We start from the raw sequence: 23,997 nt of genomic DNA, 5'->3' as shown, positions 1-23,997 counted from the left end.
TCAACAAAAAAGCCCGCTTTCGAGCGGGCTTTTTTGTTGGACAATGGCTTGGGAGGAAGTCACGTCCGGGCGGCGCGGTCGGGCGCCATGCCGTAATCCTCGCTGCGCTCGACGGCGCGGTAGAAATCGGCAAGCTGCTTGCCGCGCTCCGGCTTGAAGATGCGGCCGGCGATCACGACCGAAGCAATGCGGTCGATGCGGAAGGCGCGGAAGTCGTCGCGCATCTCGCACCAGGCGACCAGGGTCCAGACCTTGCCCCAGAACCACAGGCCCAAGGGCCTGATGTCGCGCGCGGTGCCGCGGCCGGCCTCGTCGGAATAGTCGATGGTCAGCACTTGGCGCTTCTCGACGGCGCGCTCGATGAGGTCGATCGCCTCGCGCGCGGCGTCGCTCACCACCCACATCGGCGTATGGATCTCGGTACGGGCGATGCGGTCCTTCTCGGTGTCCGGCAATACGGCGCCGATCTTGACCAGCGCCTCGTCGGCGGCCCTTGCCATTGCGGCGCCGCCAAAGGCGCGCACCATGCGGGCGCCGGCAACCAGCGCCACGATCTCGTCACGTGTGAACATCAGCGGCGGAAGGTCGAAGCCCTCCCTCATCATGTAGCCGACGCCCGCTTCGCCGTCGATCGGCACGCCGGTCGACTGCAGGTCGGCTATGTCGCGGTAAATGGTGCGTTCGGAAACCTCGAGCCACGTGCCGAGCTTCTGCGCGGTGACCAGCCGGCCACCCCGTAAATGCTGGACGATCTGGAAAAGCCTGTCGGCGCGACGCATCGGTTTCTCCCCCGGGGTTTATGGCTTCAGCCCTTCGCGCTTGCGCTGCGCGGCAACGAATTTCGCCCCGAAGGACAGTCGGCCCGTGGTCGGCGTTTGCGCATCCAGCACACGCCAGAACGGCGCGACATCGCTCAGCGCCATGCCGCGCTCAAGATCCTCGTGAGCTGCCTCGGCAACGGTGCGAAGATGATAGCCGATCGTGACTGGACATGTCACTTCGGCGCCATGCTCGACAGCTAGAGCGGTTCGCAGCGCACGAACATCCATCTCCACCCCTTCGGGGATCGAGCGGATGAAGTCGTCGACTTGGCGTGCGGTCGGCACCAGCATCGGCTGGCCTTCAACGACATCGCCGACCGTACGCGGCGACGGCTTGACGCCGTTGATGCCCGCCGTGTTCAGCCTGTCGTTCCAGCTTTTCACCATACGCGGATTACTCCGGATAGTCGGTTCATGTTCGTTGATGTCAGGATCTAAGCTGCTCCAAATACCGCATGCCTCCTGACAACATACTGTCAGGAGGCTGCGGCGAAGCTACCGGCGAACAAACGCTTCTTTCCCGAAACTCAACATCACTGGCTGTCATTACATCTGGGCGCGGCGCCGCCACAATCCAAGTCGCGGCGCCAAAATTTCAGTTTTCGCGCACGCGGCCGGTGTAAAGGTCCGGCCAGCCGATGTCCTTGCGGATATCCGCCGGCAAGGTGTTCAGAAAACGCTGGGTGCGGAGGTCGTTGCGCACCGTGCGGATCCTGCCGACATAGTGCTGCACGCTGCGCAGGATGGTGAAACCGTTCATAACCTGACTCCTCTCTTTTCGATGAGGAGAGTATCTCACACCCCTCCTGACAGCAGTCTGTCAGGAGGTTGGCAGTGTACGGAAGAAAGCGCCGCAAAGCCTGACGAGAAGCTGGGAGACGCGCATTTTGTCAGGGTGTTGCGACCGCGCAGTGGCGCCGAGAACGGCTTTGACAGGCGCGGGCATTGCTGGTCAAAGGCGGCATGACGAAACTGCTCGCCCTTGTCATCTGCGGCATCATGCTGATCCAGGTCATCAAGCCACTCGGCTGGCCGGGGCTGAAGCGGCGCGGCGATTTCTGGAAGCTGGCGCTGCTTGCCATGGCCGCGATCTCGCTGGCCGCCGTCCTCGGCCACTGGGCCTAGAGGTACGTCGATATTCAGGTGAGGGCGGCCTGCGAATAGCAGCTTCCTGCGCTTCCGGTGCTCACGTACTTAAGTACGCTCCGCTCCGGTTCTCGGAAGCCGCAATTCTCGGCTCGCCCTGACCTGAATCTCAACATACCTCAGCGCAGTTGGCCCAGCACAAAATCCAGCAGATGCTCCGCCCAGGCGCGATAGCCCGCCGCCGAAGCATGAAAACCATCGGAGGCAAAGCCGGCCTCGGGATTGGTGATCGGCAGGCGGGCGGCGGCGATTGCGCCGCGCTCGTTGCAGAGCCGCACGCCCATGCGGTTCATCGCGCCAGCGCGGATTTCGAGGATTTTGCCGAGCAATGGCGGCATTGCCGGCGCGCGGGTGAACTCCAGCACCGGCGACCACACCACGCGCGCTTCCGGCCATTTGGCGCGCAGCGCGTAGAGCAGGCCGCCGAATTCCTTCTTGAAGCGCGGCACGGAATGAAAATTCTTGGTGTCGTTGGTGCCGATGGCGAGCACGATATGCGTCCACGGGTCGGCCGACAGGTTGGGCAGGACATAATCGCGGATCTGGCCGGATGTCGCGGAATTGAAGCCGGCGGCGCGCCAGCGCACGGCGCTGCCGGTGCGCTCGGCGATCAGGCGAGCAAGCTGCGCGGCGAGCCCATATTCGGATTGCTCGATGCCGACCGACGCGGCGGACGAGTCGCCCAAAACCAGCAGGGAGATGATTGGGGCGTTGCCCGCGATCTCATGCATGACCGGGCCTTGCGCCGGCAACATGCGGCTGGTGCGGCGGCGCACGCCAAGCCCCTGCCAGACATAGACCGGGAAGGCGAGCCAGGTGAGGAGGGCAAGCAGGCGCTGCATGGCGGTTCCGTTGGCGTGACCTGAAAGCCATTAGCGCATGTTTCGGCCAAGGTGAACGAGGCCGATTACGCGCAGCAGTCCGGCCGGTCCTCGGTCTTGTCCTGGTATTCGTCGTGGAGACGCACCCAGTCCATCAGGCTGTGATAGGGGCCGGCCTCGTCGCGACCCTTGGGCGTCATGTCGAGATAATGATAGGCGCCGATCAGAGCGTCGCCGCCGCGGGCGCGCGACATGAGGGTGAGGAAGATGTCGCCGCACTCGTTGCGATAAAAGATGCTGGTGCCGGGCAGGTCTTTCGACCGCAACGGACGCTTCTCGAAATTGTAGGTGGTTTCGCCGGCGGCGATCTGCTTGTCGGTGAAGGAAACCTGCAGGTCGAAGTTGAAGTCGGACGCATAGGACGACACCCAGTCGAACTTCCAGCCCATGCGCTGCTTGTAGGGCAGGATCTCGGCCAGCGGCGCGCGCGCGACCACGACCAGTGACACGTCGTGATGTTTCAGATGCTGGTTGGCGCCGTCGATATGGTCGGCGAGGAACGAGCAGCCCTGGCAACGGTGGTCGCAACCGGGCGCCATCATGAAATGATAGACGATCAGCTGGCTCTTGCCGGCGAACAGCTCGCCAAGCCGTTTCGGCCCGGCTTCGCTCTCGAAGACATAGTCCTTGCGCAGCTTGAACCAGGGAAGCTGCCGCCGCTCCGCTGCGACAAGGTCGCGGAACCGTGTCAGCTCCTTCTCGCGCTCGAGGTGCTTTCTGTGCGCCTCGAACCAGTGGTCGCGCGAAACCACGGCATTGCGATGCATGACCATCTCCTGTCCTCTCCTGCCAAGGACGTTCGACATGGGCGCGATCCGACATCGCTGCCGCGTTTCGCTGCATCAGGTAGGAATGCGATCAGCAAAAAACAAAACCCGGGCTGCAAAGCCCGGGTTTTCAACCGATCGATAAGGATAGCGTCAGGCGGCCTTTTCCAGCGCCGGCTGCCATTTTCCAAGCGCCGCCAGATGGTTCATATGGGCGCGGTGGGTGAAGGCGGCCTGGCCAGCGGCAACGTTCGATGCCTTGCCGCTCCAGGCCTTCTGCGGCGCGGCCTGCAGGGCGCGGCCGTAGGAGAAGGTGAGCTTCCACGGATGCGGCCCGATGGCGTTGATGGCGTTGAGATTGGCAGTCGCCTCCTCGTCCTCCTGGCCGCCGGAGAGGAAGGCGATGCCGGGCACCGCGGCAGGCACTGTCTCGCGGAACAGCTTGATCGTCTTCTCGGCGACTTCCTCCGGGCTGTCGGTCTTGCCCGATTTTCTGCCCGAGATGACCATGTTCGGCTTAAGGATCGAGCCTTCCAGCACGACGCGGGCGGCGTAGAGCTCATCATAGAGCTTCACCAGCGTCGCTCTGGAGACGTCGTAGCAGGTGTCGATCGAGTGCGCGCCGTCCATCAGCACTTCCGGCTCGACGATCGGCACGATGCCGGCCTCCTGGCAAAGCGCGGCATAGCGGGCCAGCGCATGGGTGTTTGAAGCGATCGAATTGGCCGAAGGGACGCCCTTGCCGGTGTCGATGTCGATCACCGCGCGCCATTTGGCGAAGCGGGCGCCGAGCTTGTAGTAATCCGCCAGGCGCTCGCGCAAGCCGTCCAGGCCTTCGGTGACGGTGTCGCCGGGATAGCCGGCCAGCGGCTTGGCGCCAAGATCGACCTTGATGCCCGGAATGGCACCGGAAGCCTTAATGATGTCGACCAGCGGCGTGCCGTCGGCGGCCTTCTGGCGGATGGTCTCGTCATAGAGGATGACGCCGGAGATGTACGTGGTCATCGCGTCCTTGGCGCGGAACATCATCTCGCGGTAGTCGCGCCGGCTATCGGCGGTCGATTCGACGCCGATGACGTCGAAGCGCTTCTTGATCGTGCCGGAGCTTTCATCGGCGGCCAAAAGGCCCTTGCCGCCGCTCACCATCGCGGTGGCGATATCTTCGAGACGTTCGCTCATGGGTGCTCTCCTACGGGTGCGTTTGTTCCGCGCTAGCAGAACACTACCGCCAAAGGAATGACGCCGGAAAGCGTGAATCGATTGAAAGTCGCCGGCGCTTTTGCCAGCTCCCGGACTGTTTACCGCTTCAGCACCTCGACGCCGGGCAGCGGCTTGCCTTCCATCCATTCGAGGAAGGCGCCGCCGGCGGTCGAGACATAGGTGAAGTCGTCGGCCACGCCGGCATGGTTGAGCGCGGCCACGGTGTCGCCGCCGCCGGCGACCGACACCAGCTTGCCTGCCTTGGTGCGCGCGGCGGCGTGCTTTGCCGCCGCAACCGTTGCGCGGTCGAAGGGTTCGATTTCGAAGGCGCCGAGCGGGCCGTTCCAGACCAGCGTCGCGGCGCGGTCGATCCAGTCATTGACGTTCTGCACGGTCTTTGCGCCGACATCGAGGATCATGCCGTCGGCCGGCACGTCCGAGATGGCGACGGTCTCGCTGGCGGCGCCGGCCTTGAATTCCCTGGCGACGACCCCGTCGGCGGGCAGGATGATGGCGCAGCCGGCTTCCGCCGCCTCGATCATGATCTGCTTGGCGGTGCCGGCGAGATCATGCTCGCAGAGCGACCTGCCGACATCGGTGCCGCGCGCGGCAAGAAAGGTGTTGGCCATGCCGCCGCCGATCACCAGCGCGTCGACCTTCTTCACCAGGTTCATCAGAAGGTCGATCTTGCTCGACACCTTGGCGCCGCCGACGATGGCCACCACCGGCCGAACCGGATTGCCGAGACCCTTCTCCAGGGCGTCAAGCTCGGCCTGCATGGTGCGGCCGGCATAGGCCGGCAAATGACGCGCCAGACCTTCGGTCGAGGCATGCGCGCGATGCGCGGCGGAAAAGGCGTCGTTGACATAGATGTCGCCATTGGCGGCGAGCTTTTCGGTGAAGGCCGGCTCGTTCTTCTCCTCGGCCTTGTAGAAGCGGGTGTTCTCGAACAGCAGCACGTCGCCGTCCTTCATGGCGGCAACGGCAGCGGCGGCCTTGTCGCCGACGCAGTCGGCGGCGAAGCCGACCGGGCGGCCGAGAACCTCGGCCGTCGCCCTGGCGATCGGCTCCAGCGAGAACTCGGCCGAGGGGCCGTCCTTGGGACGGCCGAAATGCGCAAGCAGGATGACCTTGGCGCCCTTCCTGGAAAGCTCGGCGATGGTTGGCGCGACGCGCTCGATGCGGGTGGCGTCGGTGACCTTGCCGTCGGCGACGGGAACGTTGAGGTCGACGCGCACCAGGACGCGCTTGCCGCTGACGGCGCCGATATCGTCGAGTGTCTTGAAGCCGGCCATTGTCGTTCCTTCCTGGTGCCTTGACGCAATTCCGGACGGAAAACCGCCCACACTTTTCCTGGAATTGCTTTAGCGAAAACGCGGGCGACCTTACCCGGCACGAACCACGATGCAAGCGCCGCGTTGAGGCGCGCGTGCAAAAATAATGTCGCCGTGAGACATCAGCCTTCGCTGGCTGCCTTCGGCCCGTCCGGTGCCGGCGTCACGGGATCGATCGGCACGTCCTCGACCGCCTGCTTTTCCACCGGCCTGCGCCAGTTGCGGATAAGCGCCGTTATGCGGTCGCCGATCTCGCCGGCGCTCATGAACACCGGCACGCGCGCCACCGGCGCGGTCGGCTCGAAGGACAGGCCAAGCCCGGTGATCCTGCCCTTTTCGTCGACATCGCGCACGATCAGCTCGATCGGGCCGATCACCACGCGGTCGGCATATTCGGGATGGCCGCCAAGTCGCTCCGAAACCAGCGCGGCGACGGTGAGCTTCTGTTCGGCTTCGGTCAGACCTGGCCCGTAGGCGGCTTCCAGCTCGGCCGCCGAGCGGGCGGGATCGAGGGCGAAGGCGCCGAAGAAATCGGCATCCTCGGGATCGACGACGGCGCGGCTGGCAAAAAGCTTGTCGAGCAGGCGCGGATAGCGGTCAGGGACAAAGATGTAGACCTGATCGCCGGCCGCAAGCCGGCCCATGTCCTGGAAGCGCATCGAGCGGCCGTCGCGCAGCACCAGCGAGGGCCTTGCCCAGCGCGGGATGCGCTCGCCGCGCGCCACCGGGCTGCCGGGCGCCACGCGATAGGCGAGCAATTCGTGATGCGCCGAGCCCGGCAATTCGAGCTCGACCTTGTCGAGCGGCCCGAGACGCGCCGGCACGATCAGGCCGAGGCGGCGCGCCAGCGGACCGACCGTCCAGCCCTGCACCACCAGAGACACGAGCACGATGATGAAGGCGGCGTTGAAGATCAGGCGGCCATGCTCGAGGCCGCCGAGCAGCGGCGTGATGGCCAGCAGGATCGAAACCGCGCCGCGCAGGCCGACCCACGAGACGAAGGCGACCTCGGGTCGCGGCAGGCGGAACGGGATCAGGCAGAGCCAGACGGCGACCGGGCGCGCCACGAAGATCAGGAACAGGCCGAGCAGGACCGCCGGCACCAGGATCGCCGGGAACTGCGACGGCGTGGCGAACAGGCCGAGGATCAGGAACATGATGATCTGCGCCAGCCACGACATGCCGTCCTGGAAGCGCTTCAGGATGGTGACGGCGCGGATGTCGGAATTGCCGGCGATCAACCCTGCAAGATAAACGGCGAGGAAGCCCGAGCCGCCGATGGCGCCGGCCGCCGCGAACACCATCAGCGACAGCGTCAGCACGAAGATCGGAAGCAGTCCGTGGTCGAGATTGAGCCGCTCGACGAGACGCACGATGCCAAGACCGCCGAGCACGCCGATGACGGCGCCCAGCCCCATATTGGCAAGGAAGCCGAGCAAGAGGTTGGTGGCCAGCACATTGGCTTCCGGGTTGGCATGCGCGGCGATGATCTCGACCAGGGTGATGGTGAGGAAGATGGCGATCGGGTCGTTGGTGCCGGATTCCACTTCGAGCGTCGAGCGCACGCGCTCGCGCAGATGGATCTCGCCAGCGCGCAGCAGGAAGAACACGGCGGCCGCGTCGGTCGAGGCGACGGCGGCGCCGAGCAGCGAGGATTCCAGCCAATCGAGTTTGAGAACATAGGACGCGGCGACGGCAAAGATGCCGGTGGTCAGGACAACGCCAATCGTGGCCAGCGACAGCGCCGGCCCGGCCGCCTGCCTGAGCGCGTTGAGCGGCGTGCCGAAGCCGGAATCGAACAGGATGATGGCCAGAGCCAGTGAGCCGGCAAAATAAGCCAGCCGCGCATTGTCGAATTCGATGCCGAGACCGTCGACACCGGTGGCCAGCCCGATGCAGAGGAAGAGCAGCAGCAAAGGAGCGCCGAAGCGGAACGCGATCAGGCTCGAAAACGCGGCGGCGACAATGAGAGCCGTGCCGACCAGCGTCACGAGATAGATCGCATGCTCCATCCGCTATTGCCCCTCCAGAATCCCTCTATCCGTGGCTTTACGGGAGAGTGGGGCGAAGACGTGACCAGTGCAAGGCGACAGCGTGGTTTTTCGCTTTATGCCGCTGATTTTCAGCGGTTTTGGCGGCCCGGGCCGTATAAACGAAAACGCCCGGCCGAAGCCGGGCGCTTGAACCGTCGATTGAGCGGCAGCGATCAGGCGATGGTCTTGCCGAAGGCGACCGCGGTGTCGCCCATGCGGTTCGAGAAGCCCCACTCGTTGTCGTACCAGGACAGCACCGAAACGAAGTTGCCGTCCATCACCTTGGTCTGGTCGAGCGCCGCGATCGAGGAATGCGGATCGTGGTTGAAGTCGATCGAGACGTTCGGGTGGTGGGTAACGGCTAGCACGCCCTTCAGCTTGCCCTTGGAAGCGGCGATCAGCGCCTCGTTGATTTCCTGCGGCGTGGTCGAACGCTTGGCGATGAACTTGAGGTCGACGACCGAGACGTTCGGGGTCGGCACGCGGATCGAGATGCCGTCGAGCTTGCCCTTGAGGTCGGGCAGCACCAGGCCGATCGCCTTGGCGGCGCCGGTCGAGGTCGGGATCTGCGAGAGCGCCGCGGCGCGTGCCCGGTAGAGGTCCTTGTGCATGGTGTCCAGCGTCGGCTGGTCGCCGGTGTAGGAGTGGATCGTCGTCATCATGCCCTTCTCGATGCCGACGGTCTCATGCAGGACGGCCGCCAGCGGCGCCAGGCAGTTGGTGGTGCAGGACGCGTTCGAGATGACGATGTGGTCCTTGCTCAGCTTGTCGTGGTTGATGCCGTAGACGACGGTGAGGTCGGCGCCTTCGGCTGGAGCCGAGACGATGACGCGCTTGGCGCCGGCGGTAAGGTGAGCGGCGGCCTTGTCGCGGGCCGTGAAGATGCCGGTGCACTCGAGCGCGATGTCGACGCCGAGTTCCTTCCACGGCAGCTGGGTGGGGTCCTTGATCGCGGTGACCTTGAACTTCTCCTTGCCGACCGAGATCTGGTCGCCGTCGACGGTCACTTCATGCGGGAAGCGGCCATGCACGCTGTCATAGCGCAGCAGATGCGCGTTGGTCTCGACCGGGCCGAGATCGTTGACGGCGAGGACGTCGATGTCCTTGCGGCCGGATTCATGGATGGCGCGCAGGATGTTGCGGCCGATGCGGCCAAATCCGTTGATGGCAACTCTGACGGTCATTTTTCTCTCCCTAGGGGCTGGAAGGCGATTGGGGTCCGCAGCTTCATAGCGGCCATGGAACAAAGAATCCAGCCGCAGAAGGCCGAATTTAAATCGATTAGGTTAGTCCAGCGCAGCGGAGCCGCATATTTGCGGCCCCGCGAATTGACGCAGCCCGATCAGCCGTGCAGGCGGGCCTCGACCGCCTTTGCCGCGGCGTCGGCGGTAATGCCGAAATGCGGATAGAGCTGCTCGATCGTGCCCGAGGCGCCGAAGCCGTGCATGCCGATGAAGATGCCGTCGGTGCCGATGAGGTGGTCCCAGCCCTGGCGGATGCCGGCTTCGATGGCGACCTTCACCTTGGCGTTGCCGATGGTCTTGTTGCGGTAATCGTCGCTCTGCTGGTCGAACAGCTCGAAGCACGGCACCGAGACGACGCGGGTCGGGTGGCCGTGCTTTTCGAGCAGGTCGCGCGCGCCGAGCGCGATCTCCACCTCGGAGCCGGTGGCGAAGATCGTCACCACCGCCTCGCCGCTGGCGGCGGCCAACTCGTAGGCGCCCTGGCTGCTCAGGTTCTTGGCCGTGTGCTCGGTGCGCAAGGTCGGCAGGTTCTGGCGGGTGAGCGCCAGGGTCGACGGCGTCTTTTCGGATTCGAGCGCGATCTGCCAGCATTCGGCGGTTTCCACCGCGTCGGCCGGACGGAAGACATTGTGGTTCGGGATGGCGCGCAACGCCGCCATGTGCTCGACCGGCTGGTGGGTCGGGCCGTCCTCGCCGAGGCCGATGGAGTCATGCGTCATGACGAAGATCGAGCGGATGCCCATCAGCGAGGCCAGTCGCATCGACGGGCGGGCATAGTCGGAGAAGCAAAGGAACGTGCCTCCGTAAGCGATGAGGCCGCCATGCAGGGTCAGGCCGTTGATCGCCGCCGCCATGCCGTGCTCGCGGATGCCGTAGTGGACATAGCGCTGGCCGTAATCGTCGGGCGTGATGTTCTTGGTCTGGCTGGTCTTGGTGTTGTTGGAGCCGGTGAGGTCGGCCGAGCCGCCGATCGTTTCCGGCACCGCGCCGTTGATGACTTCCAGCGCCATTTCCGACGATTTGCGGGTGGCGACCTTCGGCTTGTCGGCCGAGAGCTTCTGCTTGTAGTCGGCGATGACGGCGTCGAAGTTGGAGGGCAGCTTGCCGGCGAGGCGACGCTCGAACTCCGCCTTGAGCTTCGGCTCGGCCTTGGCGAGGCGGCCTTCCCAGTCGACCCGCGCCTTGGCGCCGCCCTTGCCGATGGCACGCCAGGCATCGAGGATGTCGGCCGGAATCTCGAAAGGCGGCGAGTCCCAGTTGAAGAATTTGCGCGCGCCGGCGATTTCCTCGGCGCCGAGCGGCGAGCCGTGCGCCTTGTTGGTGCCGGCCTTGGTCGGAGCGCCGAAGCCGATGGTGGTCTTGCAGGCGATCATCGTCGGCTTGTCGGAATGGCGCGCCGCCTCGATGGCGTAGGCGATCGCTTCCGGATCGGTGCCGTCGATGTGGCTGGCGTTCCAGCCGGAAGCCTGGAAGCGGGCGACCTGGTCGGTGTTGTCGGCAAGCGACACCGGACCGTCGATCGAAATGTTGTTGTTGTCCCAGAAGACGATCAGCTTGTTGAGCTTCAGATGCCCGGCCAGCGCGATGGCTTCCTGGGAAACGCCTTCCATGAGGCAGCCGTCGCCGGCCAGCACGTAAGTGTAGTGGCTGACGAGGTCGTTGCCGAAGGCGGCATTCATGATGCGCTCGCCGAGCGCGAAGCCGACCGAATTGGCAAGGCCCTGGCCGAGCGGACCGGTGGTGGTCTCGATGCCGGCGGCATGGCCATATTCGGGATGGCCGGCGGTCTTGGAGCCGAGCTGGCGGAAACTCTTGATCTGGTCGATCGTCATGTCCTCATAGCCGGTGAGGTAGAGGAGCGAATAGAGCAGCATCGAGCCGTGCCCGGCCGACAGGATGAAGCGGTCGCGGTCGGCCCAGTGCGGCGCCTTGGCGTCGAATTTCAGGAAGCGGCTGAACAGCACCGTGGCGATGTCGGCGCAGCCCATCGGCAGGCCGGGGTGACCGGAGTTCGCCTTCTCGACGGCGTCCATGGAAAGAAAACGGATCGCATTGGCCATCCGGTCATGTTGTTCGCGCGAGCTCATGCATCCTCCGGGAACGGGGTTGGGCTTGGGAGAACCCTAGGGAAAGGGTGCGCGACACATAGCAGGCACGGCCTTTTAGTCAACAAATCGGGGTGGATTTTGCCGGGCTTGTGATGGCATCGAGCGGCTTACATTAGCGATAGCGGGGGACAGTCGCGAGAGCTTTGTTGACGCGCCCTTCACCCGGTGCCTAATCTTTCGCAGGTAACGCGTTCTGAACGCGAGCGATTCGGTGATGGGCAGGGCATAGGACGAAGGCCATGACCGGGGAAACGACCCTCAAGGAAGTCATCGCCAGGCTGGGCAAGGCCATGGAAGGCCTGGAGAACGCCGTGGCGGCGAAGCTCGAGCACGAGCGCGATTATTCGGAAGCCGAGGCCGAGGTGCAGCGCATGAACGCCGACCGCTCGCGCCTGGCGCAGGAACTCGACAATTCCGAGGCGCGCGCCGAACGGCTGGAAGATGCCAACAAGGAAGTGTCGCGCCGGCTGGTGACCGCCATGGAAACCATCCGGGCGGTTCTGGACAGGTAGGGCCAATGGCACAGGTCACGGTTTCCATCGACGGCAAGCAGTACCGGATGGCTTGCGACGAGGGCCAGGAAGAACATCTGATCGATCTCGCCGAGCGCTTCGACCGCTATGTCTCGCATCTGAAGGATTCGTTCGGCGAAATCGGCGACCAGCGGCTCACCGTCATGGCCGGCATCATGGTAATGGACGAGTTGTCCGAGCTCACCAAGCGCGTCAAGGGCATGGAGAGCGAGGTGCTGACCTTGCGCAAGACGCGCGACGAGGCGCTGACCAAGGCCGACAAGAGCGACAGCGTGCTGACCACGGCGCTCGACGCGCTGGCGCAGCGCATGGAAGACCTCAGCGCCACGCTCGTCATAAAGAAGGCCTGAGCGGCTTCTCCTCGATCGGAAGTGGAAAATTCTGCCGCGGCTTACCGGTGGCGCCGAAGATTTTTGCTCTGCGAAGGTCGTGGCCATCGTGCGCGGCGTTTTACCGGCGCCATGATGGTGCTAGGCTTCGGAGCCGGCGACGGCCAGCCGCAAGCCGGCTACAATTTTTCAAAAAGGGTAGGGACAGGCCATGAGTCTTCGTATCAACGACATCGCGCCGGATTTCACGGCCGAGACCACACAGGGCAGCATCAAGTTCCACGACTGGATCGGCGACGGCTGGGCGGTGCTGTTCAGCCACCCGAAAAATTTCACGCCGGTCTGCACGACCGAGCTCGGCACCATGGCCGGCCTCGAAGGCGAGTTCAAAAAGCGCAACGTCAAGATCATCGGCATCTCGGTCGATCCGGTGTCGAGCCACGACAAATGGCAGGCCGACATCAAGACCGCCACCGGCCATACGGTGCACTATCCGCTGATCGGCGACAAAGACCTCCATGTCGCCAAGCTCTATGAAATGCTGCCGGCGGGCGCCGGCGAGAGTTCGGAAGGCCGCACGCCGGCCGACAACGCCACGGTGCGTTCGGTCTACGTCATCGGACCGGACAAGAAGGTCAAGCTGGTGCTGACCTATCCGATGACCACGGGCCGCAACTTCGACGAGATCCTGCGCGTCATTGATTCCATCCAGCTGACCGCCAAGCACCAGGTGGCGACGCCGGCGAACTGGAAGCAGGGCGAGGACGTCATCATCACTGCCGCCGTCTCCAACGAGGATGCCGTCAAACGTTTTGGCGCCTATGAGACGGTGCTGCCTTATCTCAGGAAAACCAAGCAGCCTTCGGCATGAGCCTTCCTTCTCCCCGTTCAACGGGGAGAAGGTGCCCGAAGGGCGGATGAGGGGCGGCGCGGCGTTCCAAGGGGACCGCGCCGCAACTTCATCGGATGGTTCTGACAGGAAACCTCGCAGCGTCGGCGCCGCCCCTCATTGTCCTGCCGGACGTTTCTCCCCGTATAGTGACGGGAAGAAAGGGCTGGTTCGCCGCTTTCGCCAAACAAAAAAGGCGGCGCCGGCGCGCCGCCTTTTTCATTTCTACCTTCAGCTAGCTTAAGCCGCCGGCTGCGCTTCGATGGTGCGCAGCGCCTGGGTCTGGCGCTTGGCGGCGGCCTTGACCGCGTCCTGCACCTTCTCGAAGGCGCGCACCTCGATCTGGCGCACGCGCTCGCGGCTGATGTCGAATTCGGCCGACAGCTCTTCCAGCGTCAGCGGCTCTTCGGCGAGGCGGCGCGCCTCGAAGATGCGCCGTTCGCGCTCGTTGAGCACCGACAGCGCGCCCGACAGCATCGAGCGCCGGTTTTCCAGCTCGTCCTGCTCGATCAGCATCTCTTCCTGGCTCTCGTGGTCGTCGACCAGCCAGTCCTGCCATTCGCCGGACTCGCCTTCGCTCGCCCGAATCGGGGCGTTGAGCGAGGCGTCGCCCGACAGGCGGCGGTTCATCGACACCACTTCGGCCTCGGAAACGTTGAGGCGGGTGGCGATCTCGGCGATCTGGTCGGGCTTCAAGTCGCCATCGTCTAGCGCCTGGATCTTGCCCTTCACCTTGCGCAGGTTGAAGAACAGACGCTTCTGGTTGGCGGTGGTGCCCATTTTGACCAGGCTCCACGAGCGCAGGATGTATTCCTGGATCGAGGCCTTGATCCACCACATCGCATAGGTGGCGAGCCGGAAACCACGCTCCGGTTCGAATTTCTTCACGGCCTGCATGAGGCCGACATTGCCTTCCGAGATCACCTCGCCGATCGGCAGACCGTAGCCGCGATAGCCCATGGCGATCTTGGCGACGAGCCGCAAATGGCTGGTGACGAGCTTGTGGGCAGCCGTGGTGTCCTGATGCTCGGCATAACGCTTGGCGAGCATGTACTCTTCCTGCGGCTGAAGCATCGGAAAGCGGCGGATTTCTTCCAGGTAGCGGGCGAGGCCGCCTTCACCGGAAACGATACTGGGTAATGATTGGGCCATGATAGCGCCCCCTCTCTCTTTGGAGTGGATGCCCCCGAAACGCGGCGGGCATTCGTCGCGGATGCCAAAGGCTCATCCGCAGACAACCGTTGTATATAGGAACAAAACCAGAAAAGACAGGCATTTGTTCAACGCTAAACAGTCTGTCACGCTGAAGTGAACAACGCCGGTCAGGTTTTTTGATGGCTGGTTTGCAGCTTGTTGGTGGCGGGTCGGTTCAAAGTTTCCGGAAGTCGTCGACGAGTTCCTCCATGTCTCCCGGCATCGGCGCTTCGAACCTCATCGTTAAATGGGTGGTCGGGTGCTCGAATTCAAGGAGCCAGGCATGCAAGGCTTGCCGGGGGAAGGTGTTGACCTTGCCCTTCAAGGGTTCCGGCAGCTGGTTGGCCTTGGTGCGGAAGGCCTGGCCGTAATCCGGGTCGCCGACCACAGGATGGCCGATATGGGCCATGTGGACGCGGATCTGGTGGGTGCGGCCGGTCTCCAGCCGGCATTCGACCAGGCTTGCGGTGGCAAAAGCCCGCTGCCCTTCGCCGAAGCGCTCGACGACGCTGAAATGGGTGACGGCGTGGCGGGCGTCGTCGCGGCTTTCGGGCACCACGGCGCGACGGACACGATCGGCGGCGCGCCCCAGGGCGGCATCGACCGTGCCGGTCGGCCGCTGCGGAATGCCCCATACCAGCGCCAGATAGGCGCGTTCGAGATCGCCGGTGCGGCCATGGTCGGCAAACGCCTCCGACAGCGCCTTATGCGCCCGGTCGGTCTTGGCCACGACCATGACGCCGCTCGTTTCCTTGTCCAGCCTATGCACGATGCCCGGACGCCTGACGCCGCCGATGCCGGACAGGCTGTCGCCGCAATGATGGATCAGCGCGTTGACCAGCGTGCCGGTCCAGTTGCCGGCGCCGGGATGGACGACCAGCCCCGCCGGCTTGTTGATGACGATCAGCTCGTCGTCCTCGTAGAGGACGTCGAGGGGGATGTCCTCGCCCTGCGGCTCGGCAGGCTCCGGCGCGGGTACCAGAACTTCGACGCGCTCGCCGGCCGTCAGCTTGCGCTTGGCTTCAAGCACCGGCTTGCCGGCGACGGACACCGCGCCTTGGCGGATCAGCGCCTGCACGCGGCTGCGCGAGAGTTCCGGCCCGAGCCGCGCGGTGAGCCACTGGTCGAGACGCTGGCCGGCGGCGTCGGCGCCGGCTTCGAGGAGGACAGATTCACCCGCGGCCGCTTCATCGTCCGTCAGATCCTCCCCTATCAATCCGGAACTGTCTTCGTTATGAGCGCTCATCGAAACCCGTTGCGGATTGCTTAGCATGGCCCCGCCTCTTGGCGAAGAAGACGAGGAAAAGCCGCTCGACCCCGCGGCCGAGAACGTGCGCCGGAAGCTCGTCCGCTTCATGATCGTCAATCTCGGCCTTCTGTTCCTCGCCCTTATGGTGGTGATCGGGGCGCTTGTCTACAAAGCCCGCAACGCGCCCGTGGTCGGCTCGGCGCCTGCCGGCGATGTCCAGGCTCCGGCAGGCGCGCCGCTCTCGGGCGACATCGTGCTTCCCGTGGGGGCCAAGGTGATCAGCCAGTCGCTCTCCGGCAACCGCCTGTCGATCGATGCCGAACTTGCGGACGGCAGCCGTTCGATCTTCGTCTACGACATCGCCGAACGCCGCATCATCGGCCAGTTCGCGATCCGCAACAAATGAGCCCGCAACACATTCGCGGCTTTGCCGGACACCGCAGCGTCGCGACCGTCGCGCTCGTCGTCGGCAATTACGACGAGGCGATCGCCTGGTATGTCGATCGTCTCGGCTTTGCGCTGACCGACGACATCGACCTCGGCGGCGGCAAGCGCTGGGTCACCGTCACGCCGGCGAAAGGCCAAGGCGCGCGCCTGCTGCTGGCGGAGGCGTCGGGCGAGGAGCAGGCGAGCCGCATCGGCAACCAGACGGGCGGACGGGTGTTTCTGTTCCTCGAGACCGACGATTTTTCCCGAGACCATCAGGCGATGCTCGAAAAGGGCGTCGAGTTCCGCGAGGCACCACGCCACGAGGTCTATGGCACAGTGGCCGTCTTCGCCGATCTCTACGGCAATCTCTGGGACCTGATCGAGCCGAAACGGCAGGGCTGATCCGGGCCGTTCGGCAAAGCGCGCGAAGCGGTCGAAACCCCAGTTGCTTTTTCGCGGCCGCCAGCCTATGTAGCCGGTTCTTGAGCGCGCCCATCGTCTAGCGGTCAGGACACCGCCCTCTCACGGCGGGAACAGGGGTTCGATTCCCCTTGGGCGTACCAAGCTTCTAAAAAAGAATCCGGTCAAGCAGGCTCAACCCGATTGAGCAGGGCTCAAACCCGACTGAGAAGATCGGGTCACTCGGCAGCCAGGGGGACGGGGACGGCGTATCCGGCTTCGGTTCTCTTGCGGGACGCCTGCTCCAGCAACCGCGACAGGTGTTGGAGATGCATCGATTGGGCATCTTCAAGCAATTGCAGAAAGTTGGAGGCCTTGCCCCGCGGCAGTCGACGACGTTTCAGCGCGGCAATGCGCGCCCGCTGGCACTTGATGTGCCGTTCGGCTTGCAGGACGTGCCGTTCCGCCATTTGGATGTCGTCAGCCAGTGCCATCGACCGTTAAACGGCCGGGCGGGCAGAGAGTTCCGCAGGGGAAGCCGCCATCTTGAAAACCAGGTCCGTGATTTAACGCCGACCCCAGCTACAGTTGCCGGCAGCGGATCGTTTCCGCCAGCTCCGCAAAGGCTTCCACGATCCCGTCACCGCTTTGGCGCTGACGAACTTGATGCTCGATCGCGCCAGCCGGCCGATCTGCAACAGCGCTTCGTTCGTGCGTCCTTCAGCGTCGTGCGCGGTGGCCGCACGACCTTTTTCGCCGTTGGCCCCTGACCTTCGCTGAGGTGTCGTCGCTTCTGGCGCAACGTCTCGGATTGAATTAGCATCCGTCGACGAATGCACGGGCCGCAATCAAGCAAGATGCGGAGCGTCGGGCGGCGGTCGCATGCCAGGCGTTGAGTGCAGGCGGGGAGGAGCCAATGCGGAAGCTGCAGTCGCAAGGCGTGCATCACATCACGCTTGTCGGCGCTGGACGCCAGACGTCGATCGATTTCTGGGAAGGCGTGCTCGGCATGCCCTTCATCTTCGAGCAGCCCAATCTCGACAAGGCGAGCGAAAGCCATCTCTATTTCGATCCGGGTGACGGACGGCTGATCACGATCTTCACCGACGAGAGCCGCACGCCGGTCAAGCGGCGGACGCCGACCGATACTGGCTGCGTCCACCACATCGCCTTTTCGGTGTCGCGAGTCACTTTCCTGCAGGCGGTCGCACGGCTCGACGAGCGCGGCATCAAGCACAGCGGCGTCAAGGATCGCGGCTTCATGGATTCGATCTATTTCGAGGATCCGCTGGGACTGCTGATCGAACTTGCTTCCTATCGCTTCGAGCCGCCGGCCGGCTTCGCCCATGCCGACGTGCTGATGGAGGCGCACAAGATCCGCGTGGCGCGCGGCGACTACAATATCGCCGAGCTCCATCTCGCCGACGCCATCCAGGCGCTGGTCGAGCGGTCGCGCGCGACCCTGTCGGATGAGCGGACGGCGAAGAACCCATATTGAGCAAGCCATAAGGGGAGGAACAGATGGCAAAGGCTGCAACGAAAAGCGCGAAGAAACCTGCGGCCAAGGCCGCGCCAAAGACCGCGGCGAAAACAGCCGCGAAGGCGACGGCAAAAGCCGCGCCTAAAGCGACGGCAAAAGCCGCGCCTAAGGCCAAGGCGAAGCCGGCCAAGAAACCCGGTATAAAACTCAGCATGCTGAGGCCGAGCGTCAACAACATGACGGTGCGGGTGTTCGCGCGCGCGGCCGGTCTCGATCCCGCTGAGACCGACGCCTGGGGCCATACGCGCTCGCCCGAGTTTCTGGCGCGCAATCCGGCGCATCTGACGCCGATGATCGAGGACAAGGGCCTGCCGCGCGGTGTGCTGTGGGAAAGCTGCGCCATCATGCAGTATCTCGCCAACAAGCACGGGCTGGAGAAGTTCTATCCGAAGGCGCCGGCCAAGCGGGCGATGATCGACAGCGCCATGTTCTATCTGGTCGGCACGCTTTATCCTTATGTCGCGAGAGCAACCTATCCGGCGCTCGGCTTCCCGCAATATGCCGGCGAGGTCGGCCATAGCGACGCCCATCCCGACAAGAAATCGGAAGCGCAGAAAGCGGCGATGGCCGCGATCGCCGAGCCGCTCGAGGTGTTTCACTCTTTCTTCCGCGACGGCAAACCGTTCATCGGCGGCAACAATCCATCGATCGCCGACATAAGGCTGGCGGCAACGCTCGAATTCCTGGCCGTCGTCGATTACGCGCTGCCCCAATGGGCGAAGGAGTATATGGCGGCGCTGGAGAAGAAGCTCGGCAAGGCTTACGCGGAACCGGCCGGCGACGTGCGCGGCTACATCGCGCATGTGAAATCGCAGGCCAGGGCGTAGCAACTCCCTGGGGTTAAGGTTTCGTTTACCCAAGGCCTGTCTACTGGTCCCAGTCCTCGCCGCGACCACGGATGTACTGGCGCCATGACGAGACAAGGGAAAGGTCGGCTCCGTGCCGGCCTTTTGCTTTTTCGCCAATCACGACAGTATGATTGCGTCGCCGGCTACCAAGCTGAAATCGTGTTGTCATCCTCGTCATGGATCGTACCATGCCGCCAAGCGGCTGAGCGATGGCAACGAGGACCGCGATGAAGATGATTAGGTTTTTGACGATAGCGAGTGCGCTATCGGCCGTGCCCCTTCCATCGGTGGCCGCGTCGCTCAACAGCATGAACGATGTCGGCGCCGCCGTGCTCGCCTGTTGGACTCCGCCGGCCAATACGGACAACGCCTCGGTGACGCTGAGCTTCAGCTTCAAACGCGATGGCACGCTGATCGGCCCACCGAGAACGACCGCCATTCATGTCACCGGCGACGACAAGGCGCGCAAGGCCTATGTCGACGCGGCGGCCAAGGCCCTGCAGGACTGCCTGCCGCTAAGCTTCTCGCCGTCGCTGGCGCAAGGCGTTGCCGGAAACGTCTTCACGCTGCAGTTCAATTCGCCGAAAAAATAAGCGGCAGTCCTGATTATTTGTTTGGACGCAATTCCGGACGGAAAACCGCTACACACTTTTCCTGGAATTGCTTTCAGGTCGAACCGCGTGTGCGCCTGACCCGGGCATGCTTTTCCAGTTCCGGCATCTCGAAGACATAGTCGCTCCAGGCGGAGTCCGGGATCTGCCCGGCCAGATAACAATCCAGGAGCAGGCTTTGTTCGGGAGTAAGGGGTCTCGGCGCCTGCTCATGATCCAGTCCAAGCGAATGGATCAGGTTCCTGGTCAGGCCAGAGACGGTGAAGTGAATGGACATCTTCAGTCTCCTCTGCACTGCGCGGATCACATCAGCGCCAGGAACGTTCGTCGCCGGCCAAAGGTTTCATCAGCAGTCCGTGATCGCGTGGCGGGACCGGTCCCCGCCGGGCCAAAAGGGGTTTTCGGCCACTGTCTCAAACGCGCGTCTCTGCCTCGAGGCATCTGTCTCGAAGCAAGGGTGCCCGGCCGGCACCACCGACAGATTGAAGCGAAGTTATTCGCAGACGACGCGGTAGCGCTTGCCGTTTTCGCCGACATTCCTGCAGGTGAGGGGGCTCTGCTCGTCGGAAGACGGATCAGGCAGATCCTGGCTGAAGGACGGCCTCGGCGAAGCGGGGCTGGAATGGCGCCGGACAGCAGGGCTCGCCGGCGGGCTCGGCGGCAAGGGAAACACGTCCGAGGCGATCTGCCTCGACGCGGTCGTTCCCGGCGGCGCCCGGTCCCAGACACGCCTGACGTCCATCCGGCTCGGAACGATCACCGTGCCGTCGTCGCTGCGCGCGCAGCCGCCCGCCGCAAGCAGCGCCGGACACAGGATAAAAGCCGCGAATCGACCGAACATTAGCAACACCTCAGGCACGTTATATGCGTCGTTCCCATGATCGCCAACAGGCGGATTAGCGCAGCCGGCGCCGCGGTCGTGATCGTCTCAACGGCATTGGGCGGCGCGTGGCTGCAATTCATTATGGTTAGCGGATCGTTAATGCTTGTCGGGCACATTCCGCCGACGGACCGGCACGGTTCGGCCTTGGGGGTGGGAATGGCGGATACGGACGGGACTGTCGGGGCGGACGGCGCGCGGAATTTCAACAAGGCGGACATGCCCGGCAACGCGGCCTCCCTCGGTGAGGGTCGCGACATGGCCGGGACTTCGCAGGTGCTCGCCAATCTCAGCCTGATGGTCGATTCGATGCCGATCGGCGTCGTCGTTCTCGATGCCGAATTGCGGGTGGAGGTGGTCAATCGGGCATTCTACGACTTCTGGAAGATCGATCCGCGGCGCGCTCCGCCAGGCTGCTCGTTTCGCGATCTCATGGAAGCCAGCCGCGATGCCGATCCGTTCGGCGGCGAGGAGCAGGCCTGGCAAGGCCACGTTGCCGAGCGCGAAGCCGAAATCCGGGCCGGCGCCGCGGGCTCAAGGCAGTTGCCGCGCAAGGACGGTCGCACGCTGATCGCTTCGCTGGCGCCGCTCGCCGGCGGCAAGAGGCTGATTTCCTATGTCGATATCACCGACATGAAACAGCGCGAGAGCGAAGCCGAGGACGCGCGCCGTAACCTCGCCACCGTGCTTGAGTCGCTGCCGGCCGCCGTCATCATCTACGATCGTGACGATCGTTTCGTCTTCGCCAACCGCAAGCTGCAGGACACGCTGCCGGCGCTGAAGCCGGCCTGGCAGCCGGGCAGCACTTTTCGAGAGGCATTGGCTCTCGGCCATTCCGTCGGCTATTTCCGCTCCAGCGGCGACAGCGAGATCGACAGTCTGTATGGCGCCGACACCGAGCGCTGGCTTGATGCCATGCTCGGCCGGTATCGTTTGCCGAACTCTTGCTACGAGCGCCTCAATCCGGATGGGCGCTGGTACCAGGTCTACGACATGCGCACCGACGATGGCACGTTCATTGGCGTGCGCGTCGACATCACCGACATCAAGGTGCGCGAGAAGGCGCTGCGCGACTCGATGCGCCAGATCGACCTCTATCGGCATGTCATGGACGAATTGCCGGTCGCCGCCTTCATCAAGGCCGACGACCTCGCCATCGAATTCGTCAACAAGGCCTGGTGCGCGCTGACCGGCCTGACCAAGGAAGACGTGATCGGCAAGACGGATCGCGAGCTTTTCGCCGGCAACGAGGCGGATGGCTTCAGCAATGACGACACGGAAGTCGTGGCAACTGGCGCGGGACGCGAGGTCGAGGAGGCCGTTACCAGCCGCGACGGCACGGTGCGGCAATTGATGACGCGCAAGAGCCGGCTGGTGGCGACCGACGGCTCGGTGCACCTGGTCGGCTCCAGCACCGACATCACCGACGTCAAGGCGCGCGAACAGGCGCTCAAGGAAAGCATGAGCGAGAACGAGGTGTTCCGCAGCCTCATCGACAACGTGCCGGTGTCGATCTACGCCAAGCGTTCGGATCTCAGGCAATTCTACGTCAACAAGGGCTGGTGCGATCTCACCGGCTTCAGCCAGGAACAGGCGGTCGGCAAGACCGACGTCGAGATTTTCGGCGCGGACGGCGAAGCCTTCGTCGCCGGCGACCTTGCCGTGCTGCGCACCGGCGAGACGCAGGAGATCGAAGAGACGGTGAGGATGCCCGACGGCAGCGTTCGCCATCAGTTCGCGCGCAAGGGCGCGATGATCGCTTCCGATGGCTCGCTCTATCTCATCGGCTCCACCACCGACATCACCGAGCTCAAGCAGCGCGAGACCGAGCTCACCGAAGCGCGCCGGCGCGCCGTGCTCGCCGATCGGGCCAAGTCGGAGTTCCTCGCCAATATGAGCCACGAGATTCGCACGCCGATGAACGGGGTCCTTGGAATGGCGGAACTGCTTGCCAAATCCGATCTCGATCCGAAGCAGAAGACGTTCACCGACATCATCGTCAAATCCGGCAACGCGCTGCTCACGATCATCAACGACATTCTCGACTTCTCCAAGATCGACGCCGGCCAGATGGTGCTCGACCCGGCGCCCTTCAATCTGGCCGAGGCGATCGAGGATGTGGCGACGCTGGTATCGACGCGCGCCAAGGAGAAGGACCTCGAGCTCATCGTCCGCGTTCAGCCGGGACTCGACGGCCAGTTCGTCGGCGATGTCGGCCGCATAAGGCAGATCGTCACCAACCTGCTCGGCAATGCCGTGAAATTCACCGACGAAGGCCATGTGCTGGTCGACGTGACGGGTGAGCGGATCCCGGCGGGAACAAGGCTCACCATATCGGTCACCGACACCGGCATCGGCATCCCGGAAGACAAGCTGAAGCTGGTGTTCGAAAAGTTCAGCCAGGTCGACACCTCCTCGACCAGGCGGCACGAAGGCACCGGGCTCGGCCTTGCCATCACTTCGCGGCTGGTCGAGATGATGGGCGGCGAGATCGGTGTCGACAGCGCCGAAGGCAAGGGGTCGACCTTCTGGTTCGCCGTCACGCTGCCCAAGGCCGAGCAGGGCGGGCAGCGCATCACGCCGGTCGACGTCACTGGCGCGCGCGTGCTCATCGTCGACGACAATGCCGTCAACCGCTCGATCCTGAGCGAGCAGATGGCGTCGTGGACCTTCGATGCCTGCGCGGCCGAAAGCGGCGCCGAAGGGTTGAAGGTGCTGATTGCCGCCGCCGCCTATGGCGTGCCGGTCGATTGCGTCGTGCTCGACTACCAGATGCCCGGCATGACCGGCGCCGAGATGGCGCGCATCGTGCGCAACACGGCGGGCCTCGCGCATACGCCGATCGTCATGCTGACCTCGGTCGACCAGTCGCTCGCCAACACGGCCTATCGCGACCTCGGCATCGATGCGCAGCTCATCAAGCCGGCGCGCTCCTCCATCCTCTTGGAAACGCTCGTCGCGACCATCCAGCGGCATCGCCACAGCAGCGCCGGGGCGCAGCCGGCCACCGGATCCGGCATGCCGCAGAGCACGCTGGCGCCGGTTGCGGCATCGGACCGCGCCGTGCTGCAGCCGCCGCCGGCGCGCGCGCGTCCGCGCCCCACCGATGCGGAGCGCGGGCTAGACATCCTCGTCGCCGAGGACAATGAGGTAAACCAGCTGGTGTTCACCCAGATCCTGGGCGAGACCGGCTATCGCTTCGAGATCGTCGGCAACGGCCGCAAGGCGCTCGATGCTTTCGGCAAGCTCAATCCGCGCATGATCCTGATGGATGTGTCGATGCCGGAGATGAACGGGCTGGAGGCGACCGGGGCCATTCGCAAGCTCGAGCAGGACATGGGCACGCATGTGCCGATCGTCGGCGTCACCGCGCACGCGCTGAAGGGCGACCGCGAACGCTGCCTGGAAGCCGGCATGGACGATTACCTGCCGAAGCCGATCAGTCCCCGGGCGCTGCTCGAAAAGCTCGAGCGCTGGCTCGGCTCGGACACGGAGGCCCGGCGCAACGCCGGCTAACCACGCCAAAGAGGGCCGGCCGACGGAGCGAGACGCTTACGCATAC

At 64.2% G+C, this 23,997-nt stretch carries 26 protein-coding genes and 1 tRNA gene; 12 read left to right on the top strand and 15 right to left on the bottom strand.

Features of this window, described 5'->3' with window-relative positions; all coding sequences use genetic code 11:
* Window positions 1-59 precede the first annotated feature (59 nt).
* From DPM33_RS29100 to DPM33_RS29090, 3 genes are all read right to left on the bottom strand, one after another.
* Entirely contained in the window at window positions 60-779 is a 720-nt protein-coding gene (locus tag DPM33_RS29100) for a helix-turn-helix transcriptional regulator (protein ID WP_027166621.1), read from the bottom strand.
* 18 nt (window positions 780-797) lie between these two features.
* Window positions 798-1,208, bottom strand: coding sequence for a hypothetical protein (locus DPM33_RS29095; RefSeq protein WP_167449262.1), 411 nt, complete (start codon window positions 1,206-1,208; stop codon window positions 798-800).
* 208 nt (window positions 1,209-1,416) lie between these two features.
* Window positions 1,417-1,581 carry a hypothetical protein gene (locus tag DPM33_RS29090; RefSeq protein WP_112100835.1) on the bottom strand — a complete coding sequence of 55 codons (165 nt, stop codon included), beginning with the start codon at window positions 1,579-1,581 and terminating at the stop codon, window positions 1,417-1,419.
* Window positions 1,582-1,766: 185 nt separating this feature from the next.
* On the opposite strand from DPM33_RS29090, the gene DPM33_RS29085 reads away from it, so the two are divergent.
* Entirely contained in the window at window positions 1,767-1,946 is a 180-nt protein-coding gene (locus DPM33_RS29085) for a hypothetical protein (RefSeq protein WP_042641561.1), read from the top strand.
* A gap of 140 nt (window positions 1,947-2,086) precedes the next feature.
* On the opposite strand, the gene DPM33_RS29080 is transcribed toward DPM33_RS29085, so the two are convergent.
* The 7 genes from DPM33_RS29080 to tkt form a co-directional block, all read right to left on the bottom strand.
* Entirely contained in the window at window positions 2,087-2,809 is a 723-nt protein-coding gene (locus DPM33_RS29080) for an SGNH/GDSL hydrolase family protein (RefSeq protein ID WP_112100834.1), read from the bottom strand.
* A gap of 65 nt (window positions 2,810-2,874) precedes the next feature.
* A complete protein-coding gene (locus DPM33_RS29075) occupies window positions 2,875-3,615 on the bottom strand; it encodes a DUF899 domain-containing protein (RefSeq protein WP_112100882.1) in 741 nt (246 codons plus the stop codon).
* Between the two features lie 153 nt (window positions 3,616-3,768).
* Entirely contained in the window at window positions 3,769-4,794 is a 1,026-nt protein-coding gene (locus tag DPM33_RS29070; protein ID WP_112100833.1) for a class I fructose-bisphosphate aldolase, read from the bottom strand.
* Between the two features lie 119 nt (window positions 4,795-4,913).
* Complete coding sequence (locus DPM33_RS29065; protein WP_112100832.1) at window positions 4,914-6,110, bottom strand: phosphoglycerate kinase; 1,197 nt, start codon at window positions 6,108-6,110, stop codon at window positions 4,914-4,916.
* A gap of 161 nt (window positions 6,111-6,271) precedes the next feature.
* Window positions 6,272-8,161: a potassium/proton antiporter gene (locus tag DPM33_RS29060; protein WP_245442455.1), complete on the bottom strand. Its 1,890-nt coding sequence runs from the start codon at window positions 8,159-8,161 to the stop codon at window positions 6,272-6,274.
* Window positions 8,162-8,355: 194 nt separating this feature from the next.
* Window positions 8,356-9,366 (bottom strand): type I glyceraldehyde-3-phosphate dehydrogenase, encoded by a 1,011-nt coding sequence (gene gap / locus DPM33_RS29055; RefSeq protein WP_112100831.1) that lies wholly within the window; start codon window positions 9,364-9,366, stop codon window positions 8,356-8,358.
* 158 nt (window positions 9,367-9,524) lie between these two features.
* Complete coding sequence (gene tkt, locus DPM33_RS29050; RefSeq protein ID WP_112100830.1) at window positions 9,525-11,513, bottom strand: transketolase; 1,989 nt, start codon at window positions 11,511-11,513, stop codon at window positions 9,525-9,527.
* 260 nt (window positions 11,514-11,773) lie between these two features.
* On the opposite strand from tkt, the gene DPM33_RS29045 reads away from it, so the two are divergent.
* The 3 genes from DPM33_RS29045 (at window position 11,774) to DPM33_RS29035 (ending at window position 13,267) form a co-directional block, all read left to right on the top strand.
* The gene (locus tag DPM33_RS29045) at window positions 11,774-12,046 is read left to right on the top strand and encodes a DUF4164 domain-containing protein (protein WP_023763725.1); all 273 of its coding nucleotides are present in this window, start codon (window positions 11,774-11,776) and stop codon (window positions 12,044-12,046) included.
* A gap of 5 nt (window positions 12,047-12,051) precedes the next feature.
* A complete protein-coding gene (locus DPM33_RS29040; protein WP_112100829.1) occupies window positions 12,052-12,417 on the top strand; it encodes a cell division protein ZapA in 366 nt (121 codons plus the stop codon).
* Window positions 12,418-12,607: 190 nt separating this feature from the next.
* Complete coding sequence (locus DPM33_RS29035; protein WP_112100828.1) at window positions 12,608-13,267, top strand: peroxiredoxin; 660 nt, start codon at window positions 12,608-12,610, stop codon at window positions 13,265-13,267.
* A 258-nt stretch (window positions 13,268-13,525) separates the two neighbouring features.
* On the opposite strand, the gene rpoH is transcribed toward DPM33_RS29035, so the two are convergent.
* Both rpoH and DPM33_RS29025 read right to left on the bottom strand, forming a co-directional pair.
* A complete protein-coding gene (rpoH, locus tag DPM33_RS29030; protein ID WP_112100827.1) occupies window positions 13,526-14,437 on the bottom strand; it encodes an RNA polymerase sigma factor RpoH in 912 nt (303 codons plus the stop codon).
* Window positions 14,438-14,654: 217 nt separating this feature from the next.
* The gene (locus DPM33_RS29025) at window positions 14,655-15,725 is read right to left on the bottom strand and encodes an RluA family pseudouridine synthase (protein ID WP_112100826.1); all 1,071 of its coding nucleotides are present in this window, start codon (window positions 15,723-15,725) and stop codon (window positions 14,655-14,657) included.
* Window positions 15,726-15,750: 25 nt separating this feature from the next.
* Between DPM33_RS29025 and DPM33_RS29020 the strand changes: the two genes are divergently transcribed.
* The 6 genes from DPM33_RS29020 (at window position 15,751) to DPM33_RS28995 (ending at window position 18,923) form a co-directional block, all read left to right on the top strand.
* A complete protein-coding gene (locus tag DPM33_RS29020) occupies window positions 15,751-16,134 on the top strand; it encodes a fimbrial protein (protein WP_112100825.1) in 384 nt (127 codons plus the stop codon).
* On the top strand, window positions 16,131-16,559 hold the full coding sequence (locus DPM33_RS29015; RefSeq protein ID WP_245442453.1) for a VOC family protein: 429 nt from the start codon (window positions 16,131-16,133) through the stop codon (window positions 16,557-16,559). The genes DPM33_RS29020 and DPM33_RS29015 overlap by 4 nt, the downstream gene beginning before the upstream one ends.
* An 86-nt stretch (window positions 16,560-16,645) precedes the next feature.
* Window positions 16,646-16,720 (top strand) — tRNA-Glu (locus DPM33_RS29010).
* Window positions 16,721-16,894: 174 nt separating this feature from the next.
* On the top strand, window positions 16,895-17,326 hold the full coding sequence (locus DPM33_RS35965) for a hypothetical protein (protein ID WP_146770339.1): 432 nt from the start codon (window positions 16,895-16,897) through the stop codon (window positions 17,324-17,326).
* Window positions 17,327-17,472: 146 nt separating this feature from the next.
* Entirely contained in the window at window positions 17,473-18,054 is a 582-nt protein-coding gene (locus DPM33_RS29000) for a VOC family protein (protein ID WP_112100823.1), read from the top strand.
* A gap of 23 nt (window positions 18,055-18,077) precedes the next feature.
* Entirely contained in the window at window positions 18,078-18,923 is an 846-nt protein-coding gene (locus DPM33_RS28995; RefSeq protein ID WP_112100822.1) for a glutathione S-transferase family protein, read from the top strand.
* 40 nt (window positions 18,924-18,963) lie between these two features.
* Here the strand turns inward: DPM33_RS28995 and DPM33_RS36435 are convergent, their stop codons facing one another.
* Window positions 18,964-19,254, bottom strand: coding sequence for a hypothetical protein (locus tag DPM33_RS36435; protein ID WP_167449257.1), 291 nt, complete (start codon window positions 19,252-19,254; stop codon window positions 18,964-18,966).
* On the opposite strand from DPM33_RS36435, the gene DPM33_RS28990 reads away from it, so the two are divergent.
* Window positions 19,172-19,537 (top strand): hypothetical protein, encoded by a 366-nt coding sequence (locus DPM33_RS28990; protein ID WP_112100821.1) that lies wholly within the window; start codon window positions 19,172-19,174, stop codon window positions 19,535-19,537. The two genes, DPM33_RS36435 and DPM33_RS28990, sit on opposite strands and share 83 nt — an antisense overlap.
* A 73-nt stretch (window positions 19,538-19,610) precedes the next feature.
* Here DPM33_RS28990 and DPM33_RS28985 read toward each other — a convergent pair whose 3' ends face one another.
* Entirely contained in the window at window positions 19,611-19,832 is a 222-nt protein-coding gene (locus DPM33_RS28985; RefSeq protein WP_112100820.1) for a hypothetical protein, read from the bottom strand.
* Window positions 19,833-20,048: 216 nt separating this feature from the next.
* Window positions 20,049-20,396, bottom strand: a complete 348-nt coding sequence (locus DPM33_RS28980) for a hypothetical protein (RefSeq protein ID WP_245442452.1) — start codon at window positions 20,394-20,396, stop codon at window positions 20,049-20,051.
* A 198-nt stretch (window positions 20,397-20,594) separates the two neighbouring features.
* Between DPM33_RS28980 and DPM33_RS28975 the strand changes: the two genes are divergently transcribed.
* Window positions 20,595-23,951, top strand: a complete 3,357-nt coding sequence (locus tag DPM33_RS28975; protein WP_245442450.1) for a response regulator — start codon at window positions 20,595-20,597, stop codon at window positions 23,949-23,951.
* Window positions 23,952-23,997 lie beyond the last annotated feature (46 nt).

The sequence above is a fragment of the Mesorhizobium hawassense genome (assembly GCF_003289945.1).
Classification (GTDB): Bacteria; Pseudomonadota; Alphaproteobacteria; order Rhizobiales; family Rhizobiaceae; genus Mesorhizobium; species Mesorhizobium hawassense.
The sequence above is the reverse complement of the archived record's forward strand: the minus strand, read 5'-3'. Positions and strand labels throughout refer to the sequence as shown.

What these genes read in the sequence shown, in the direction of transcription:
- DPM33_RS29100 (WP_027166621.1), bottom strand. Translation starts at nt 779, where the DNA reads ATGCGTCGCGCCGACAGGCTTTTCCAGATCGTCCAGCATTTACGGGGT.
- DPM33_RS29095 (WP_167449262.1), bottom strand. Translation starts at nt 1,208, where the DNA reads ATGGTGAAAAGCTGGAACGACAGGCTGAACACGGCGGGCATCAACGGC.
- DPM33_RS29090 (WP_112100835.1), bottom strand. Translation starts at nt 1,581, where the DNA reads ATGAACGGTTTCACCATCCTGCGCAGCGTGCAGCACTATGTCGGCAGG.
- DPM33_RS29080 (WP_112100834.1), bottom strand. Translation starts at nt 2,809, where the DNA reads ATGCAGCGCCTGCTTGCCCTCCTCACCTGGCTCGCCTTCCCGGTCTAT.
- DPM33_RS29075 (WP_112100882.1), bottom strand. Translation starts at nt 3,615, where the DNA reads ATGCATCGCAATGCCGTGGTTTCGCGCGACCACTGGTTCGAGGCGCAC.
- DPM33_RS29070 (WP_112100833.1), bottom strand. Translation starts at nt 4,794, where the DNA reads ATGAGCGAACGTCTCGAAGATATCGCCACCGCGATGGTGAGCGGCGGC.
- DPM33_RS29065 (WP_112100832.1), bottom strand. Translation starts at nt 6,110, where the DNA reads ATGGCCGGCTTCAAGACACTCGACGATATCGGCGCCGTCAGCGGCAAG.
- DPM33_RS29060 (WP_245442455.1), bottom strand. Translation starts at nt 8,161, where the DNA reads ATGGAGCATGCGATCTATCTCGTGACGCTGGTCGGCACGGCTCTCATT.
- gap (WP_112100831.1), bottom strand. Translation starts at nt 9,366, where the DNA reads ATGACCGTCAGAGTTGCCATCAACGGATTTGGCCGCATCGGCCGCAAC.
- tkt (WP_112100830.1), bottom strand. Translation starts at nt 11,513, where the DNA reads ATGAGCTCGCGCGAACAACATGACCGGATGGCCAATGCGATCCGTTTT.
- DPM33_RS29045 (WP_023763725.1), top strand. Translation starts at nt 11,774, where the DNA reads ATGACCGGGGAAACGACCCTCAAGGAAGTCATCGCCAGGCTGGGCAAG.
- DPM33_RS29040 (WP_112100829.1), top strand. Translation starts at nt 12,052, where the DNA reads ATGGCACAGGTCACGGTTTCCATCGACGGCAAGCAGTACCGGATGGCT.
- DPM33_RS29035 (WP_112100828.1), top strand. Translation starts at nt 12,608, where the DNA reads ATGAGTCTTCGTATCAACGACATCGCGCCGGATTTCACGGCCGAGACC.
- rpoH (WP_112100827.1), bottom strand. Translation starts at nt 14,437, where the DNA reads ATGGCCCAATCATTACCCAGTATCGTTTCCGGTGAAGGCGGCCTCGCC.
- DPM33_RS29025 (WP_112100826.1), bottom strand. Translation starts at nt 15,725, where the DNA reads ATGAGCGCTCATAACGAAGACAGTTCCGGATTGATAGGGGAGGATCTG.
- DPM33_RS29020 (WP_112100825.1), top strand. Translation starts at nt 15,751, where the DNA reads ATGGCCCCGCCTCTTGGCGAAGAAGACGAGGAAAAGCCGCTCGACCCC.
- DPM33_RS29015 (WP_245442453.1), top strand. Translation starts at nt 16,131, where the DNA reads ATGAGCCCGCAACACATTCGCGGCTTTGCCGGACACCGCAGCGTCGCG.
- DPM33_RS29000 (WP_112100823.1), top strand. Translation starts at nt 17,473, where the DNA reads ATGCGGAAGCTGCAGTCGCAAGGCGTGCATCACATCACGCTTGTCGGC.
- DPM33_RS28995 (WP_112100822.1), top strand. Translation starts at nt 18,078, where the DNA reads ATGGCAAAGGCTGCAACGAAAAGCGCGAAGAAACCTGCGGCCAAGGCC.
- DPM33_RS28990 (WP_112100821.1), top strand. Translation starts at nt 19,172, where the DNA reads ATGAAGATGATTAGGTTTTTGACGATAGCGAGTGCGCTATCGGCCGTG.
- DPM33_RS36435 (WP_167449257.1), bottom strand. Translation starts at nt 19,254, where the DNA reads ATGCTGTTGAGCGACGCGGCCACCGATGGAAGGGGCACGGCCGATAGC.
- DPM33_RS28985 (WP_112100820.1), bottom strand. Translation starts at nt 19,832, where the DNA reads ATGTCCATTCACTTCACCGTCTCTGGCCTGACCAGGAACCTGATCCAT.
- DPM33_RS28980 (WP_245442452.1), bottom strand. Translation starts at nt 20,396, where the DNA reads ATGTTCGGTCGATTCGCGGCTTTTATCCTGTGTCCGGCGCTGCTTGCG.
- DPM33_RS28975 (WP_245442450.1), top strand. Translation starts at nt 20,595, where the DNA reads ATGGCGGATACGGACGGGACTGTCGGGGCGGACGGCGCGCGGAATTTC.